The sequence below is a fragment of the Curtobacterium sp. MCBD17_030 genome, assembly GCF_003224255.1.
Taxonomy (GTDB): domain Bacteria; phylum Actinomycetota; class Actinomycetes; order Actinomycetales; family Microbacteriaceae; genus Curtobacterium.
Map to the genome: position 1 here is coordinate 1 of NZ_QKLI01000014.1, position 16,208 is coordinate 16,208.

Below are 16,208 nucleotides of genomic sequence, written 5' to 3' on the forward strand. Positions count from 1 at the left end.
GAAGGGGTGGAGAACCAGCGGTGAGCTGCTGGTGAGCGCTGCGGGTGTTTCCCGGCTTGTGACAGTGGTTCGGGGCCACCCGCGAACCGGTTTGGGTCGGTTTGTCCTCGTTACCGTTCTGTGACAACCGGCCACCGAGTGGCGGCGGAGCGAACGCCCGAATTCGTCGTCCCGAATCCCTCTGATCAGGTCTTTCCCGGCCCAGAGGGCGCGATCGAGGTGGCAGGATCGTCGAGTTCCGAGACGACGGTGTCTCCGCTGTCATCCCGAAAGGCTCCATCCCATGTCGTTCTGGGCCCTCTTCCTCATCGCGCTCGGTGTCTCCGCCGACGCGTTCGCCGTCGCACTCGGCAAGGGCCTGCACATGCGGCGGTTCGCCGTTCGCCGAGCCGTCGTCATCGCCGTCGTGTTCGGCCTGTTCCAGGCGGTGATGCCACTGCTCGGCTGGCTCCTCGGCACGACCTTCGCGGGAGCGATCGAGGACTACGACCACTGGGTCGCGTTCGGGCTGCTCGCGCTCGTCGGCGGCAAGATGCTCTGGGAGGCCTTCAGCCGGCACGAGGACACCGACGAGGACACCGACCGTCTGCGCATCCGCGAACTGTCGGTGCTGGCGATCGCGACGAGCATCGACGCGCTGGCGGTCGGCATCACGCTCGCGTTCCTGCCGGTGTCGATCGGGTGGGCGGTCCTGCTCATCGGCATCACGACGGCGGTGTTGAGCTTCGTCGGGGTGGCCGTCGGACGCCGCGTCGGTGCCCGCTTCGGCAAGCCGGCCGAGATCGCCGGTGGTGTGGTGCTCATCCTCATCGGCGTGCAGATCGTGCTGGAGCACACCGGCGTCCTCGGTTGACGCGTCCCGGGGGGAGCGCCGCCCCGCGTGGTCGCGTGGGAATATCGAGCGTGCTCACCGATGACGAGATCGTCGCCGCGCTCCGAGCGGCCCACACTCGCGACTACACGATCGCCGAGGTGGAGGCGGTCGACGGTGTCGCGAGCATGGTGATCGAGCAGGCCGGTGGGCAGAAGGCGCACCTGCGGGTCCGGTTGCCCTCGACCGGGGCACCGCAGTGGTGGTTGCACGCCCCTCCTGAGGACGCCGGGGACTGGGCGGGTCAGTTCATCACCTGGACCGACGAAGAGGTGGACACCGACGGTCTGGGTGGAACACGTGCCAGGACGACGATCGATGGCGCGAGTCACGTCATCGCTGAGAACTACGGGTGGCGGCTCTCCGACCAGGTCGAGCACGCCCGGCTCCACGCACTCGCCGGCCCGTTCGGCTGGCACGACGGAGGGCGGCCGGTCGGTCCGGACGGCCCCCTGCCCGTACCCGCGGAACGGGAACTCGTGGTCGACGGGGAGGTCTTCCTCGTGTCCGTGCAGGGCACCAGCCACCAGGTCACGTGGCTCAGCGGACCGAACGCCGGATACGGCTACGGCGGGACGCTCGGCGGCAGCCGCGGGATGAGTGCCGAGTCGATCGAGGCTGTCGTCGCTGCCACCGTGGGCGACGACGAGCACATGCGCCGGAACATCCACGCCTTCCTGGCGGAGATCGACCCGACCACCGGTTTCCTCCGGGACGACGACGAGACCTGACCCTCAGAGGACCGGCACCGCCCGCCGGTGCACCGGCCCGCTCCCGTCGACGAGCGCCCCGCCCGGAGCGCCCCGGCGGACCGCCACCACCTCGGCCATGATCGACAGCGCCATCTCGGCAGGGGTCTCCGCCCCGATGTCGAGACCGATCGGGGACCGCAGCCGCTCGGTGTCCGGCGTCCCCAGCCCGCGCAGTACTGCCATCCGCCGCTCGTGCGTCGCCCGGGAGCCCATCGCCCCGACGTACCCGGCGCCCCGACGGAGCGCGAGGTCGAGCACCTCGGCGTCGAACCGGTCGTCATGCGTGAGCACGACGACGACGGTGTCCGGTCCGATCGCGGTGTCGGCGAGGACCCGCGGCGGCCACCCGACGACACGTTCCTGCGCCGCCGGGAATCGCTGGTCGGTGAGGAACACCGGCCTCGGGTCGACGACGGTCACCGCGTAGCCGAGCATCGCCGCGGTGTTCGTCACGGCGACGGCGAACTCGACCGCGCCGACGACGATGCACCGCGCCCGGCCGCCCGCGTACTCGGTGAAGACGCGGGTGCGGCAGCCGTCCGACGAGGGCACGACCGTGCCGAGCGAGGCGGCGTCGAGGGACAGACCGAGCGACGTCGGCGTCCCGGCGGCGGCGGTGCGGAGCGCGTCGAGCACGACGGTGTCGGCCGGCAGGACACGGTGGACGAGCACTTCGACCCGGCCCCCGCAGCGCAGACCCGGTGCCCAGTCGGCGGCCGGGTCGGACGGGTCCTCGAACCCGAAGCGTTCCAGGACCGGGACGCCGGTCGCCAGGACCTCCTCGGCGGTGCCGTACAGCGACCCCTCGACGCATCCACCGGAGATCGTCCCGATGACGTCCCCGCCGGGCAAGACCGCCATCGACGTGCCGGTCCCGCTCGGTGCACTGCCCCGGACGTCGACGGCCGTCGCGATGACGACGGGGTCGCCTGCCTCGAGCACGGCCAGGAGGCGCGGTGCCAGTTCGAACATCAGGCACCCCCGCCGTCGGTCGCGTCCGCCAGCAGCGCCCACACCCGGTCGCGGGTCATCGGCAGCCGGTACGGCCGGATGCCGATCGCGTCCCGCACGGCGTTGGCGACCGCCGGGGCGACCGGGTTGTACGGGGCCTCGCTCATCGACTTCGCTCCCAGGGGTCCGAGCGGGTCGTGGGTGTCTGCGAACAGCACCTGCGTCCGCGGCACGTCCGAGATCTTCGGCACCCGGTAGGAGCGGAAGGCGTCGGTGGTGACCCGGCCGGTGGCGTCGAGCAGGACCTCCTCGTACAGCGTCGACCCGATCGCCTGCGCCGCGCCGCCCTCGACCTGGCCGCGCAGCTGCTCGGGGTTGAGGACCGTGCCGGCGTCGACGGCCTGCACGCTCTGCAGGACGCGGACCTCGCCGGTGGGCCGGTGCACGGCGACCCGGGCCCCGTGAACGGTGAACGCGAGCGAGCGCGGGGTGCCGTCGTGGCTGGCGTGGGCGATCAGCGGGCCCTCGGCGAGGAGTTCCGCGTGGCCCACGAGTTCGGCGCCGACCCGCACCCCCTCGGGTTCGACGACCACCGCCGGACCGAGCACGCCCGACGCGGTCCTCGGCGTCCGGGCCGCGACGAGCGCGAGCGCGCGGGCGGTCAGGTCGTCCCGGAGTGCCTGTGCGGCGGCGTACAGCGCACGACCGGCGACGACGACCCCGGCGGACCCGAACGCCCCGGTGTCGTGTCGGGCGGCGTCGGTGTCGGACTGGTGCACGTCGACCCGGTCTGGCGTGGTGCCGAGCGCGGTGGCGACGAGCTGCGTGTGCACGGTGGTGGTGCCGTTGCCGAACTCCGCCGTGCCGACGCCGATTCGGTACCGTCCGCCGGGCAGCAGCTCGACGGACGTGTGCGCGTGGTGTCCGCGGGGCGGCATGGTCGCGATCGCCGCGAGGGCCATCCCGGTCCCGAACGCCCAGTCCGCGGCATGGTCCAGGCCGGGGCCGCTCAGTTCCGGGCCGTCCATCCGGGGGACCTCGGGCAGCGGTCCGGCCAGGGCGTCCTCGACGAGGTCGAGGCACTGGTCGAGCCCGTAGCTGCCCTCCCACCGCAGGTCGCTCTGCTCGTGCGGGTCGGTGACGACGAGCGGGTCGCCGGGCACCACGACGTTCCGCCGTCGCAGTTCGACCGGGTCGATGCCCAGTTCACGGGCGAGGTCGTCCATGGCCGACTCGATCGCGAACACCACCTGTCCGAGCCCGTACCCGCGGAACGCCCCCGAAGGCAGGTTGTTCGTGTACACCGACTCCGCGTCGACGCGCTTCACCGGGCACCGGTACACCGCGACGGACTCACTGACGGAGTGGAACATGACGCCGATGCCGTGGTTGCCGTACGCCCCGGTGTCCATCGTCTGGTCGACGTGCAGGGCGGTGAGCGTGCCGTCCGCGTCGGCGCCGAGCCGGACCCGGACGCGCATCGGATGCCGGGTGGGGGCGACCGTGAACTCGTCACGTCGGCTGAACTCGAACTGCACGGTGCGGCCGGTCCGCAGTACCGCGAGGGTGACGAGGTCCTCGGTGAGCAGCTCCTGCTTGCCGCCGAACCCGCCGCCCACCCGCTTGGCGACGACGCGTACCCCGGCCGGGTCCAGCGAGAACACGCGGGCGATCTCGTCCCGCACGAGGAACGGGACCTGTGTGGCGGTCCGGAGCACGAGCCTCCCGTCCGGGTCCACCCACCCGCGGGTGGCGTGCGTCTCGAGGGCCGCGTGCGAGACGCGGCCGGTGGTCCAGACGCCGTCGACGGTCGCGGCCGACGCGGACAGTGCGGTCTCGACGTCGCCGGTGCCGCCGTGGAGGCTCGCCACGACGTTCCGGGCGGGCTCGCCGATCCGGTGCTCGGCCGTCGTCTTGTCGCCGTGCAGGAGCGGGGCGCCCGGTCGGCGTGCGGCGTCCGGGTCGTGCACGCTGTCGAGGACCTCGTAGTCGACGTGGACCAGGGCGCACGCCTGCTCGGCGATCCGCACGCTGTCGGCGACGACGGCTGCGACGCGCTGGCCGCGGAACCGCAGGACCCGGTCGAGCACGCGGGTGTCGTCCGGGTCGTCGAGCCGGGACTCGTGGCGGCCGGTGGAGAACAGCACGCCGGGGTCGTCCCGGTACGTCAACACGGCGTGGACGCCGGGGAGGGCCTCGGCCGCGACGGTGTCGATCGACCTGATGCGGGCGTGCGGGTGCGGGCTGCCGAGGACGGCGAGGTGCAGGAGCGCCTGGGTCCGCCGGAGCCCGTCGTCCGAGCCGGAGAGCAGGCCGTCGGGCACGTCGAGCGTGTACTCCTCGCTGCCGGAGACGATGCGCCGGGCTGCCGGTGCCGCGACCGAGGTGCCGATCGCCGCACCCGGTGCTGCACAGGTGGTGTTGACGACGCCGTCGAGCGCGTCCTCGATCGCCCGGTACCCGGTGCAGCGGCAGAGGTTGCCCTTCAGCTTCCGGTGCCGGTCGGCCAGGTCGTCCTCGGTCAGCGTCGAGGCGGTGACGACGAAGCCCGCCGTGCAGAAGCCGCACTGGAACCCGGGTGCCTCGGCGAACGCCCGCTGGACGGGGTGCGGGTGCTCCGGGGTGCCGAGACCGGCGGCCGTGGTCACCGTGCTGCCGTCGAGCCGGTGCGCGGGCGTGATGCAGGAGTGCACCGGCACCTGGTCGACGAGGACCGTGCAGGCACCGCAGTCGCCGGCGTCGCAGCCCTTCTTCACCGAGGTCACGCCGTGCTCGCGGAGGAGCGTGCGGAGGACCTGGCCGGGCTGCGGGGTGACGTCCAGCGGGGCGCCGTCCACCTCGAGCCTCATCGTGTACCCGCTCCGGCTGCTCCGGCTGCTTCGGCCCGGAGCTCGTGGGCGAAGACGCTGCTCACCGCCCGTCGCCACCGGGGAGATCCGTGCGGGTCGTCGTACCAGTCCGCGTCGGACCCCAGCACGCGCTCGAGCGCCGCGTCCACCTCGTCGGCCGTCGGGACCACGGGCCAGCGGAACACCACCGGGTGCCGGGTCGCCGCCGTGACGACGAGCACGAAGCCCGCGGCCGACCACCGAGCGGTGACGAGCGAGCCCGACCGACCGTGCGGACTGAGCGACACCCGGCGGAACCCGGTCGTCGCCCGGAGTGCCCGCTCGGGCAGGTCGAACGCCCGGATCACCTCGCCGTGCCGGAGGTCGAGCGTCCGCACCCCGAGCACGAGCCGCTCGACGGGGATCCGGCGCTCCCCGCCGTCGGGCGTCCACACCACCGCGGTCGCGTCGAGTGTCACGAGCAGCGCCGTCATCGCGCCCGCCGGCAGTCCGACCGCCACGTTCCCGCCCACGGTCGCCGCGTTCCACACCTTGAACGAGGCGAGCAGCGCGTTGGCGCACCGGTCCACCAGCGGCCAGGCGGTCCAAGCGGCGTCCGCCTGCACGCGGAGCAGCGCGGCGATCGTGCACGTCGCCGCGATCGTCAGGGTGCCGGGCGTCCATTCGACGTCCGGCCAGCCGAGGGTCGTCAGGTCGACGAGCCCGGTCAGGCCGGGCTGTTCCTCGGAGAAGAGCCAGGTGCCGCCGCCGAGTGGGCGGTCACCGGGTGCGAAGGCGAGGTCGTCGCGGTGCGACGGTGTCCGCACGGTGCGGACGGAGACGAGGTCCATGGACGGGTCCGATCGGGGCAGGGCGGCAGGGGACGACGAGCGCACCGACTCGTCGGCCGTGCGCGATCATGCCCCGGTTCCATGCCATGTCGCCACGCTAGGGAACCGGTGTTTCAGCGTCGTTACGGGGAAGCAACAGCCGGTGTCGGGCGGTGCACCGGACCCGTGACCTGCTCGACCTCTCCCCGAAACACGCGGGTGCCATCCTCCGGGACATGACCGTTCCACCGCCCGACACCGGCGCCGCGTCGCCCGGACCCGCCGGCGACCCCGGCAGCGTGCTCGCGTTCGACCGGCTCGACGACGAAGCTGCCCGGGCACTCGTCACGTCGTGGGCCGCCGTGCCCCGGTGGATCGACGCCGTCCTCGCCGGCCGTCCGTACAGGTCAGCGGACGCCCTCACGGCCGAGGCCGACCGGCTCGCGCGGACCTGGACCGACGACGAGGTGGAGGCCGCCCTCGCCGAACATCCACGGATCGGGGACCGGCCGGTGGGCGACGGGGCCGCGGCAGCAGCCTCCCGGCTGGAGCAGGCCGCCTCGGCGGACCCGGACGCGGACACCGCGGCCGCGCTCCGGGCGGGCAACGCCGCCTACGAGGCGCGCTTCGACCGGGTGTTCCTCATCCGGGCAGCCGGCCGGAGTGCCGACGAGGTGCTCGCCGAACTGCACCGCCGTCTGGACGCCGACGACACCACCGAGCGTGCCGAGGTCGCCGACCAACTGCGGGAGATCGCCCTCCTCCGACTCGACAGGAGCGTCCGATGAGCCACCTCAGCACCCATGTGCTCGACACGACGAACGGCTGGCCGGCCGCCGGGGTCGCCGTCTCGTTGACCGACGCCGACGGGGCGCTCGTCGCCTCCGGGCGCACCGACGGCGACGGTCGGATCAGCAGCCTCGGGCCGGATCTGCTCACGCCGGGCGAGTGGACGCTGTCCTTCGCCACCGGCGCGTACTGGGCGGCGCTCGACACCGGGACGTTCCACCCCCGCGTCACCGTGACCATCACCGTGCCCGAGCAGCCGGACGGGCTGACACCGGACGATCCCGCCCCGCACCTGCACGTCCCCCTTCTTCTCAGTCCGTTCGCCTACTCCACCTACCGAGGGAGCTGACCCACCATGACCGACACCAGCACCGCACCCAACACCAGCACCGCCGTGCCCACCACCGTCCACCTCGGCGCCAACCAGTACGGCAAGGCCGAGGTCCGCCTGGTCCGCATCACCCGCGACACCGACCGCCACGAGATCGAGGACCTCACCGTCACGACCCAGCTGCGCGGCACGGCGCTCGTCGACTCGTACACGGACGGCGACAACGCGAAGGTCCTGGCGACCGACAGCCAGAAGAACACGGTCTACGCCTTCGCCCGCGAGCACGGCGTGCACAGCCCCGAGGAGTTCCTGCTCCGCCTCGGCCGGCACTTCACGACCGCGTTCGACTGGTACGACGGGGCGACGCTGTCCGCCGAGCAGCACACCTGGGAGCGCATCGCGGTCGCCGGCCGCGAGCACGACCACGCCTTCGTCCGGGCCGGCGCCGGCACGCGCACCGCCGTCGTGCAGGTCGACGGCGAGGACGTCCACGTGATCGCGGGCGTCACCGACCTGACCGTGCTGAAGTCGACCGGCAGCGAGTTCCACGGCTTCCCCCGCGACGGGTACACGACCCTCGCCGAGACCGACGACCGGATCCTCGCCACCTCCGTGACGGCCCGCTGGCGGTACCTACCGGACGCGGTCGCCGCCGGCATCGACTACGGCGCCGTGCACGCGGGGGTCCTCGCGCGGATGCTCGAGACCTTCGCCGACCTGCACTCGCTCGCGCTGCAGCAGACCCTGTTCGCGATGGGGCGCACCGCGATCGAGGCGTTCCCCGAGATCGCCGAGGTGCGCTTCTCGATGCCGAACAAGCACCACTTCCTGGTCGACCTGGCACCATTCGGCCTCGACAACCCGGGCGAGGTCTTCTTCGCCGCGGACCGCCCCTACGGCCTCATCTCGGGCACGGTCGTCCGGGACGGCGTCGAGGAGGCTCCCGCAGCCTGGCTCGCGGTGCCCGGCTTCGTCTGACGATCCGACGTGATGGCCGCCGACACGCGACCGGGCCGGGTGGTCGGCGTCGTCCTCGCGGCCGGCGCCGGCACCCGGATGGGCCGTCCGAAGGCACTGGTGCGTCGACCGGACGGTCGACCATGGGTCGACGTGGCGGTCGCGGCCCTGCTCGACGGCGGCTGCGACGCGGTGGTCGTCGTCCTCGGTGCCGCCAGCCGGGAGGCCCGTGCCCTGGTCCCCGAGCGGCCGGCGGTCCGCACCGTGGTCGCCGCCGACTGGGAACGCGGGCCGTCCGCCTCACTGCTGACCGGCCTGGTGGCCGCGGCGGAGGACCCGGACGTCACCGCCGTGCTCGTCACGCTCGTGGACCTGCCGGGGCTGCCGGCGGGGGCGGTGCGTCGGGTGCTCGACGACCGCGGTCGCGCGGCTGCGGACCGCGCGTCACTCCGACGGGCGGTGCACGGCGGCCGGCCCGGGCACCCGGTGCTCATCGGGCGCGACCACTGGGACGCGCTCCGGGAGTCCCTCGGCTCGGCAGCCGGGGAGGACCGAGGAGCCGGGCACTGGCTCCGGTCGGCCGGCACGCGGCCGGTGGAGTGCAGCGACCTCTGGGACGGAGCCGACCAGGACCGCGCGGGGGTGGGCGTCACCTGACCCGGACACGACGGGAGGCCCGTGGCGGACTCGCCACGGGCCTCCCGTCATGTGTGGACTACGCGACCGACGCGCGCACCTCGGTGAGGGTCGGGTAGTCGGTGTAGCCCTCGCCGGTCTGGCCGTAGAACAGCTCCGGCCGCGGCTGGTTGAGCTCGGCGTCCTGCTCCCAGCGCTCCGCGAGGTCCGGGTTGGCGATGGCGGGACGGCCGACGGCGATCGCATCGGCCACGTCGCCCTCGATGACGGCGATGGCCTCGTCGCGGTCGGTCATGACGCTGAAGCCCGAGTTGACGACGAACGGCGCTCCCGCGGTGCGGCGGATGCCCTGCACGAGCTCACCGGCCGGCTCGGCGTGCAGGACGTCGATGAAGGCCAGGCCGAGCGGTGCCAGGCCCTCGGCGATCGCCGTGTAGACGGCACGCACATCGGCGGCGTCGTCCTCGATGACGCCCTGGATGCCGTGCTCGGGCGACAGGCGGATGCCGGTGCGGTCCGCGCCGACGGCCGCGGCGACGGCGGTGACGACCTCGACGGCGAAGCGGGCACGGTTCTCCGGCGAGCCGCCGTACTGGTCGGTGCGGGTGTTCGAGTGGCGCGACATGAACTGGTGCACCAGGTAGCCGTTCGCACCGTGCACCTCGACGCCGTCGAGCCCGGCTGCGATGGCGTTGCGAGCAGCCTGCACGTGGGCCTGGACGGCCTCGGCGACCTCGTCGGTGGTCAGCGCGTGGGGGACCGGCATCTCGGCCTTCGAACCGTCGGCCAGGTGCGTCTGACCGGGGGCGGCGACGGCGCTCGGGCCGACGATCCGCGGGGTCTGGGAGATCGAGGGGTGCGAGACGCGACCACCGTGCATGAGCTGCATGACGATCGTGCCGCCGCGCTCGTGGACGGCGTCGGTGACGCGGCGCCAGCCGGCGATCTGCTCGTCGGTCTCGATGCCGGGCTGTCCAGGGTAGGAGCGGCCCTCCTGCACGGGCCAGGTGCCCTCGGTGATGATCATGCCGAGCGTCGCACGCTGCGCGTAGTGCTCGACGAGCAGGTCGTTCGGGACCCCGTGCTCACCGGCGCGGGTGCGGGTGAGCGGGGCCATGACGACGCGGTTGCTGAGTCGGAGGGCGCCGAGCGCGGTGGGTTCGAAGAGCTTCACGTCGGGCGGGAACGTCGAGTGCGTGTTGCACATTCCGACTTCGGCGGAAGGACGGTCAGGGGCGCGGGCACACCAGCGTGGAGGAGCGGACCTGACCCTCGGGGCGGATCACGGTGTGCAGGGACAGCGGCTGGTGGCAGATCGGGCAGCCGCGGTCGATCGTGCGGTCGTCGAGGCCCTCGGGGTGGCCCGCACCGATCTGCGACGGGCCCATCTTGTCGATGAGCGTCGTGTTCCAGCGCCCGTACCAGTCTGCGAAACGTCCCATGACGACCCTTCCGTTCGTGCCCTCATCGTTAGTGTACTCGTCATCGGTGGTCAGGGGTGGTCGACGACCTCGAGCAGTGCCGTCAGCTCGTCCTTCAGCGCCTCGAGCCGGGACACCGGCCAGCCGAGCCGTGCGGCCACCGCGACCGGGACGGCCTCGGCACGGTCACGCAGCGACCGTCCGGCGGTCGTCAGGGACACCGCGAGCTGGCGCTCGTCCTCGGTGCTCCGGCTGCGGCGGACGTAGCCGGAGGCCTCCAGTCGCTTGAGCAGCGGGCTGAGGGTCGCCGACTCGAGCCGGAGTTCGCCGGCGATCTCACGGACCGACCGCGGGTCGCGCTCCCACAGGGCGAGCATCACGAGGTACTGCGGGTGCGTCAGACCCAACGGTTCGAGGAACTCCCGATAGAGCCCGACCACGCTGCGACTCGTGGCGGCGAGGGCGAAGCAGAGCTGCCGGTCGAGGGAGAGCGGGTCGGTCGCGAGCATTGCCCCACCGTACCCTTCGTGCACGAACTGGTCGCGATCCGGGCTGCGGAACACCTGTGTTCGTCGGTTGCGCCGCGCATCTGCGCGATGTGACCGACGGACACCGTTGTCATGCCGGGGTGGACGACGGACGGGAGGCCCGGTGCCGGTCTCGTGGACCGGCACCGGGCCTCCCGTCGGTGACGCTGGCGCCTACGCGCGGTGCGACGGCGAGTGACCCGAGTCGTGGGTCGGCGCGTCCGGCTCGGCCGGGGCGGCGTGCGACCCGTGGTGGGCGCCGCGGTCGCCCGTCGGGGCCGACGACCCGTGCTGCGCGGCCGGCTGCATGCGCTCGAGCTTGGCGCCCTCGACGTCGACGTCCGGCAGGATCCGGTCGAGCCACTTCGGGATCCACCAGGCGCTCTTGCCGAGCAGGTGCATCACGGCCGGGATGAGCAGCATGCGGACCACGAACGCGTCGAGCAGGACACCGAACGCCAGGCCGAAGCCGATCGGCTTGATGGTCGACGACTCCGAGAAGATGAACCCGGCGAAGACCGAGATCATGATGATCGCGGCCGCCGTGACCACCGCCCGGCCGGCGTGCAGACCGCGCTGGACCGCGACCTTCGCGCTGGCGCCGTGCGCGTACGCCTCACGCATGCCGGAGACCAGGAACAGCTGGTAGTCCATCGCGAGACCGAACAGGATGCCGATCTCGATGATGGGCAGGAAGCTCAGGATCGGTGCCGGGTCGTGCACGCCGAACACGCTGCCGAGCCAGCCGAACTGGTAGATCGCGGTCAGACCACCGAACGAGGCGAGCACCGACAGGATGAACCCCGCGGTCGCCGTGATCGGGACCAGGAACGACCGGAACACGATGATCAGGATGATCAGCGACAGTCCGACCACGACCGCCAGGTAGAGCGGCAGCACGTTCGCGAGCTTCTCGGACACGTCGATGTTGGCGCTGGCGTTGCCGGCGACGCCGAGCTCCACCCTTCCGTCGTCGGTCGAGACGCTCTGGGTGCGGAGGTCCTTGACGAGCTCCTCGGTGGAGACGCTGTCCGGACCGCCGTCCGGCTTCACCTGGAAGGCGATGATCGTGCGGTCCTTCGACGCGCCGATGGGCAGGACCGCGTCGACGTCGCCGTTCTTCGCGAGCGCTTGGCCGATGGTCACCTCGGTGCCGGTGACGTCGTCCTCGCTGATCGCCTTCGGCAGGGTGGCGACGACGAGCAGCGGGCCGTTCTGGCCGGCGCCGAACTCCTTCTCGAGTGTCTTGTACGCCTTGTACTGGCTGGACTCGACGGCCTCGGACGAACCCGACGGCAGGCCGAGGCGCATCTGCGTCGCGGGCAGTGCGATCGTGCCGAGGACGGCGACGCCCGCGACCAGGGTGATCACGGCACGCCAGGTCGACATCGGCTTGTTCGGCACCTGGACCGAGCCGGTGTGCCCGATCTGCTGACGCTCCTTCTTCCGGAGGATCCGGAAGCCGAGCAGCGACAGCAGTGCCGGCGTGAACGAGGTCGCGATGAGGATGGCGAACAGGACCGCCACCGCACCGACCGTGCCCATCAGGCCGAGGAACGGGATGCCGGTGATGTTCAGCGCGAGCAGCGCGACGATGACCGTCGTACCGGCGAAGACCACGGCGTTGCCGGAGGTACCGTTCGCGAGCCCGATCGACTCGTGCACGTCCATGCCCTGCTTCAGCTGGGTCCGGTGGCGGTTGAGGATGAACAGCGAGTAGTCGATACCGACCGCCAAGCCGAGCATCACCCCGAGCACCGGCGTGACCGAGATGAACTCGACCAGGTCGGAGAAGGACAGTGAGGCGAGGGTCGCGACGCCGACACCGAGCACGGCGCTGAGCAGCGGGATCGCGGCGCCGATGACCGTTCGGAGCATGAGGAACAGCACGAGGGCGGCGATGATGACGCCGATGATCTCGCCCGGTCCGAGGATCGAGGGCACGCCCTGCGCGATGTCGTTCGACACGAAGACGTCGACGCCGCTGATGTTCGCGGCATCGGCACGGTCCGAGATCTCCTGCTTCGTGGTCTGCGGCACCTCGTAGGTCGACTTGGTGAACTGCACCGTGCCGATGGCCGCGGAGTCGTTCGACGAGACGAACCGGATGTCCTTCGACAGGTCGAGCAGGTCGGAGCCCTGTTCGAGGTCGCGTTCGCTGTCCTCGAGCTTCTGCGTGTTCTGGTCGATGGTCTTCTGGGCGTCGGCGATCTGCTGCTCACCCGCGGTCAGCTGCTGCTTCTGGGCGTCGATCTGCGCCTGCGCCTGCGTGAGCTGCTGCTGGCCGGCCTGCGCCTGTGCCTGTGCTGCGGCGCTGGCGGCCGCGGCGGCTCCCGCGGCCTGTGTCTGGACCTGTGCCTGCGCCTTCTGTGCGTCGAGCTGGGCCTGGGCGTCCGCGATCTGCTGCTGGCCGGACGCGAGCTGGGCCTTCTGGGCGTCGAGCTCCTTCTGTCCGTCCTCCAGCTCCTGACGGCCGTCCGCGATCTCCTTGCGACCGTCGACGATCTTCTGCCGCTGGTCGTCGAGCCGCTGCTGGGTGGCGAACCCGTCGGTGGTGCCCTTGACGCCGGGCAGGTCCTCGAGGTCGGTGAGGAACGACTTGACCTCGTCCTGCTGGCTGTCGGTGAAGGCCTTGCCGTCGGTCGTCTGGAAGACCAGCGTGCCGTTGCCGCCGTTCGCGCTCGGGAACTTGTCGGCCAGCTCGTCCTGTACCTGGCTGGTCTTCGTGCCGGGGATCGTGATCGAGGACGAGATGGTGCCCGAGAACAGGCTGAAGGTGACACCGGCGATCGCCATGAGGACGATCCAGGCGATGATCACCGTCCAGTGTCGGCGGGCCGCGAAGCGACCGAGGCGGTAGAGGAGACCGGCCATGCTGGGCCCCGTTCCTTTCGTCGTGGGTGTGCTGTCGAACGGGGTGCGCCGGTGGACCCCAAGGAGGACGTCGATGTGGTCAGTGGTCGGGCAGGTACCCGCTGCGGACGCTGTGCACGAGCCGTCCGAGCAGGGCGTCCCAGTCGTCCCGGGCCTGTTCGTCCAGGCGGGGGCCGGTGGTCACCAACCAGTGCTCGGCGATGACGACGATGCCGCTCATCAGCGAGTCCACCAGGAGTGCGGTGTCCAGGGCATCAGCTGCGGGGTGCCGTCGGGCCACCTCGCTCCGGAGGCGCCCGGTGACCCGGGCGAACGCGGTCTGTGTGAGGGCAGCCGCCTTCGGGTCGTCCTCCTCCGGCTCGCCGAGGATCCGGTGCAGCCGGACGATGGCGCCGGCGAGGTCGGTACCGCGGGCGGCGGACTCGAGTTCGTCGAACATCGCTGCGCGTGAGCCGTCCCCCATCGGGGTGTTCGCGATCTCCGCGAGGAACCGGTCGATGATCACCGACAGGGCTTCCTCGCACACGGACAGGCGGATCTCGTCGAGCGAGGCGAAGTGGTTGAAGACCGTGCGGCGGGCGACGTCGGCGCGGGCCGCGAGCTCGTCGACGCTGAACTCCCCGCGCTCCTCGATCAGATCGCGGGCAGCCTGCAGGATCGCTTCCCGGTGTCGCGCCTTGAGGGCAGCACGGCGGTCGGGTGAGAGGGTCACGAGAAGACACTAGGTGCAACGATGCACTGGGTGCATCCAGACCGGGGTGATCCACAGGTTCGACCCTCGATGGCCGAGCACGAGGCTCGCCGAGGTGTGGATGAAAACACATGATCGCGGATCCGTCCACCCCCTGGTCGGGGGCGTGTGGATCCGTACCCTGGAACAGCTGGCCCAGCCCCCGTCAGCCACATCGAGCACTGTTGACTCCGGTTCGATGCGCACGACACAGCCTCAGGAAGGCACCCGTGTTCCAAGTCGACAGTTCCCATCTCGCCCCTGCTCCCGTCTCCGACCGCTCGCTCGGTCTCCCGGAGTGGTCCGCGGGCCTCCGCGTCCGGCGCCTCCGCTCCTCGCCGTTGGCACAGGACCTGGGTGAGTCCTGCTTCCGCGGAGTGGGCGGGTACCACCCGACGGCACTCCGAGGGGTGGCGTAGCCGTGGGACGGAACTCGATCAGCGCGCGGTCGACCGGGACGCAGTGGTTGCTGTCGGTCGGGAAGACGCCGTTGATCCGGGTGGACACCCGTGCGGAAGCCGAGGAGTCGGGTCGACGACTCGCCGAGGTCCTGGGGATCGGGTTCGAGACGACCAACGGGCTGGACTGACCGCGTGCTCCGGCTCAGACGGGCGGGAGCGTCGCCGTGGACGGCGTGTTCTCACGACGGAGTGCATCGGCGAGACGTGCGGCGAAGCGCCCGACGACGGCGGCTTCGTCGTCGCTGAGTTCGTCGATCACGGCCGTGACGGGCGTGTGGATGTGACCGTAGGCCCTCGCGAGGTCGGCACTCGCCGTGGCGGTCGGGACGAGCACCACGCGCCGGCGGTCGTGCACATGGGGACGGCGCTCGACGCGGCCGTCCCGGAAGAGGCGGTCCACGAGTTTCGTGACTCCCGCCGTGGACAAGCGGAGTCTGAGCGCGAGGTCGGTCGGGCTGAGGAACCGTTCGATCCGGCCTGCGTCGACGAGGTGCATCAGTGCCAAGGCGTCGATCGGGCGCATCTGCAGCGCGCGGAGGGCGCCTTCGTCGGCGTCGTGGACGCTGTCGCTCAGCGACTGCAGACTCGCGAGCGCTGCCGCACCGGCAGCGGTCCGCGGCTGCGCGGCGTAGAGGTGCTGCGAACTGCTGGTCCTGTCGTCGGTACCCATCGGCACACCGCCCTCGTCGTTCCGTCGATGCTCCCACCGGTCCCTGGGAAGTGGAACTGGGTTGGTAATCAGCGACGCGAGACAAGTGTGGACCGCAACGATGCCGCCGGGGTCCGGTGGCACAGAATGTGAAGGAGACACCCATGTCGAACACGGCAGGAAACCCCGCACGACACGACAACGTCGTCCGTCGCACTTGGAACGAGACGAAGTCCGCACTGAAGACCACGGAGTTCTACGCGTGGATCGTGGTGTCGCTTGCCATCCTCATCGCGTCGGCGGTCGTCGACAACGCCGACGAGGGCCACACCGGTTTCGGTGCCGACCAGGCCTGGTTCTACGTCGCGCTCGTGACGATGGCCTACATCCTCAGCCGCGGCATCGCCAAGGCCGGCGTGCGCAAGCCCGAGGACGACGACGACCGTCGCGACGGCAACGGGCGCTCCAACTGACCTGACGTCGCCCGCCGTTCCCGGTCCTCGGCCGGGAGGGGCGCACCGGCGAGCTGATGCTCGTGAACCCGGATCTGGTGCTCCGGGCAACGGGCCGTTCCGATCCCATCCGGAACGGCCCGTTCTCA

At 71.5% G+C, this 16,208-nt stretch carries 17 protein-coding genes; 8 read left to right on the top strand and 9 right to left on the bottom strand.

Annotated features, from left to right (window positions below; translation table 11 throughout):
- Positions 1-283 precede the first annotated feature (283 nt).
- Both DEI89_RS12105 and DEI89_RS12110 read left to right on the top strand, forming a co-directional pair.
- Positions 284-853, top strand: coding sequence for a manganese efflux pump MntP family protein (locus tag DEI89_RS12105; protein ID WP_110904314.1), 570 nt, complete (start codon positions 284-286; stop codon positions 851-853).
- A 35-nt stretch (positions 854-888) separates the two neighbouring features.
- Positions 889-1,602 carry a hypothetical protein gene (locus tag DEI89_RS12110; RefSeq protein WP_146236783.1) on the top strand — a complete coding sequence of 238 codons (714 nt, stop codon included), beginning with the start codon at positions 889-891 and terminating at the stop codon, positions 1,600-1,602.
- A gap of 3 nt (positions 1,603-1,605) precedes the next feature.
- On the opposite strand, the gene DEI89_RS12115 is transcribed toward DEI89_RS12110, so the two are convergent.
- From DEI89_RS12115 to DEI89_RS12125, 3 genes are read right to left on the bottom strand one after another with little or no spacing between them, the layout of a single operon-like run.
- On the bottom strand, positions 1,606-2,595 hold the full coding sequence (locus tag DEI89_RS12115; protein ID WP_110904316.1) for an XdhC family protein: 990 nt from the start codon (positions 2,593-2,595) through the stop codon (positions 1,606-1,608).
- Entirely contained in the window at positions 2,595-5,423 is a 2,829-nt protein-coding gene (locus DEI89_RS12120; protein ID WP_110904317.1) for a molybdopterin cofactor-binding domain-containing protein, read from the bottom strand. The genes DEI89_RS12115 and DEI89_RS12120 overlap by 1 nt, the downstream gene beginning before the upstream one ends.
- The gene (locus DEI89_RS12125) at positions 5,420-6,253 is read right to left on the bottom strand and encodes a xanthine dehydrogenase family protein subunit M (RefSeq protein WP_110904318.1); all 834 of its coding nucleotides are present in this window, start codon (positions 6,251-6,253) and stop codon (positions 5,420-5,422) included. Before DEI89_RS12125 ends, DEI89_RS12120 begins: the two co-directional genes overlap by 4 nt.
- A gap of 215 nt (positions 6,254-6,468) precedes the next feature.
- Here DEI89_RS12125 and uraD point away from each other — a divergent pair, with 215 nt between their 5' ends.
- From uraD to DEI89_RS12145, 4 genes are read left to right on the top strand one after another with little or no spacing between them, the layout of a single operon-like run.
- The gene (gene uraD, locus DEI89_RS12130; RefSeq protein WP_110904386.1) at positions 6,469-7,020 is read left to right on the top strand and encodes a 2-oxo-4-hydroxy-4-carboxy-5-ureidoimidazoline decarboxylase; all 552 of its coding nucleotides are present in this window, start codon (positions 6,469-6,471) and stop codon (positions 7,018-7,020) included.
- The gene (gene uraH / locus DEI89_RS12135) at positions 7,017-7,370 is read left to right on the top strand and encodes a hydroxyisourate hydrolase (RefSeq protein ID WP_110904319.1); all 354 of its coding nucleotides are present in this window, start codon (positions 7,017-7,019) and stop codon (positions 7,368-7,370) included. Before uraD ends, uraH begins: the two co-directional genes overlap by 4 nt.
- 6 nt (positions 7,371-7,376) lie before the next feature.
- On the top strand, positions 7,377-8,330 hold the full coding sequence (gene pucL / locus DEI89_RS12140; RefSeq protein ID WP_110904320.1) for a factor-independent urate hydroxylase: 954 nt from the start codon (positions 7,377-7,379) through the stop codon (positions 8,328-8,330).
- A gap of 12 nt (positions 8,331-8,342) precedes the next feature.
- Positions 8,343-8,966 (top strand): NTP transferase domain-containing protein, encoded by a 624-nt coding sequence (locus DEI89_RS12145; protein WP_110904321.1) that lies wholly within the window; start codon positions 8,343-8,345, stop codon positions 8,964-8,966.
- 58 nt (positions 8,967-9,024) lie between these two features.
- On the opposite strand, the gene DEI89_RS12150 is transcribed toward DEI89_RS12145, so the two are convergent.
- From DEI89_RS12150 to DEI89_RS12170, 5 genes are all read right to left on the bottom strand, one after another.
- Entirely contained in the window at positions 9,025-10,152 is a 1,128-nt protein-coding gene (locus DEI89_RS12150) for an alkene reductase (RefSeq protein ID WP_110904322.1), read from the bottom strand.
- Between the two features lie 22 nt (positions 10,153-10,174).
- Positions 10,175-10,387: a hypothetical protein gene (locus DEI89_RS12155; RefSeq protein WP_110904323.1), complete on the bottom strand. Its 213-nt coding sequence runs from the start codon at positions 10,385-10,387 to the stop codon at positions 10,175-10,177.
- A 50-nt stretch (positions 10,388-10,437) separates the two neighbouring features.
- Positions 10,438-10,875, bottom strand: a complete 438-nt coding sequence (locus DEI89_RS12160; protein WP_110904387.1) for a MarR family winged helix-turn-helix transcriptional regulator — start codon at positions 10,873-10,875, stop codon at positions 10,438-10,440.
- 192 nt (positions 10,876-11,067) lie between these two features.
- A complete protein-coding gene (locus tag DEI89_RS12165; protein ID WP_110904324.1) occupies positions 11,068-13,767 on the bottom strand; it encodes an MMPL family transporter in 2,700 nt (899 codons plus the stop codon).
- 79 nt (positions 13,768-13,846) lie between these two features.
- On the bottom strand, positions 13,847-14,479 hold the full coding sequence (locus tag DEI89_RS12170; RefSeq protein ID WP_110904325.1) for a TetR/AcrR family transcriptional regulator: 633 nt from the start codon (positions 14,477-14,479) through the stop codon (positions 13,847-13,849).
- Positions 14,480-14,918: 439 nt separating this feature from the next.
- Between DEI89_RS12170 and DEI89_RS17750 the strand changes: the two genes are divergently transcribed.
- Positions 14,919-15,086 (top strand): hypothetical protein, encoded by a 168-nt coding sequence (locus DEI89_RS17750; protein ID WP_181421628.1) that lies wholly within the window; start codon positions 14,919-14,921, stop codon positions 15,084-15,086.
- 14 nt (positions 15,087-15,100) lie between these two features.
- On the opposite strand, the gene DEI89_RS12175 is transcribed toward DEI89_RS17750, so the two are convergent.
- On the bottom strand, positions 15,101-15,628 hold the full coding sequence (locus tag DEI89_RS12175; protein WP_110904326.1) for a MarR family winged helix-turn-helix transcriptional regulator: 528 nt from the start codon (positions 15,626-15,628) through the stop codon (positions 15,101-15,103).
- Between the two features lie 143 nt (positions 15,629-15,771).
- Between DEI89_RS12175 and DEI89_RS12180 the strand changes: the two genes are divergently transcribed.
- Positions 15,772-16,080, top strand: coding sequence for a hypothetical protein (locus DEI89_RS12180; protein WP_110904327.1), 309 nt, complete (start codon positions 15,772-15,774; stop codon positions 16,078-16,080).
- Positions 16,081-16,208: the final 128 nt, after the last annotated feature.

Excerpts from the sequence above, each read along its gene's own strand:
- DEI89_RS12105 (WP_110904314.1), top strand. The coding sequence starts at position 284 with ATGTCGTTCTGGGCCCTCTTCCTCATCGCGCTCGGTGTCTCCGCCGAC.
- pucL (WP_110904320.1), top strand. The coding sequence starts at position 7,377 with ATGACCGACACCAGCACCGCACCCAACACCAGCACCGCCGTGCCCACC.
- DEI89_RS12160 (WP_110904387.1), bottom strand. The coding sequence starts at position 10,875 with ATGCTCGCGACCGACCCGCTCTCCCTCGACCGGCAGCTCTGCTTCGCC.
- DEI89_RS12145 (WP_110904321.1), top strand. The coding sequence starts at position 8,343 with ATGGCCGCCGACACGCGACCGGGCCGGGTGGTCGGCGTCGTCCTCGCG.
- DEI89_RS12175 (WP_110904326.1), bottom strand. The coding sequence starts at position 15,628 with ATGGGTACCGACGACAGGACCAGCAGTTCGCAGCACCTCTACGCCGCG.
- DEI89_RS12115 (WP_110904316.1), bottom strand. The coding sequence starts at position 2,595 with ATGTTCGAACTGGCACCGCGCCTCCTGGCCGTGCTCGAGGCAGGCGAC.
- uraD (WP_110904386.1), top strand. The coding sequence starts at position 6,469 with ATGACCGTTCCACCGCCCGACACCGGCGCCGCGTCGCCCGGACCCGCC.
- DEI89_RS12155 (WP_110904323.1), bottom strand. The coding sequence starts at position 10,387 with ATGGGACGTTTCGCAGACTGGTACGGGCGCTGGAACACGACGCTCATC.
- DEI89_RS12150 (WP_110904322.1), bottom strand. The coding sequence starts at position 10,152 with ATGTGCAACACGCACTCGACGTTCCCGCCCGACGTGAAGCTCTTCGAA.
- DEI89_RS12125 (WP_110904318.1), bottom strand. The coding sequence starts at position 6,253 with ATGGACCTCGTCTCCGTCCGCACCGTGCGGACACCGTCGCACCGCGAC.
- DEI89_RS12180 (WP_110904327.1), top strand. The coding sequence starts at position 15,772 with ATGTCGAACACGGCAGGAAACCCCGCACGACACGACAACGTCGTCCGT.
- DEI89_RS12165 (WP_110904324.1), bottom strand. The coding sequence starts at position 13,767 with ATGGCCGGTCTCCTCTACCGCCTCGGTCGCTTCGCGGCCCGCCGACAC.
- uraH (WP_110904319.1), top strand. The coding sequence starts at position 7,017 with ATGAGCCACCTCAGCACCCATGTGCTCGACACGACGAACGGCTGGCCG.
- DEI89_RS12120 (WP_110904317.1), bottom strand. The coding sequence starts at position 5,423 with ATGAGGCTCGAGGTGGACGGCGCCCCGCTGGACGTCACCCCGCAGCCC.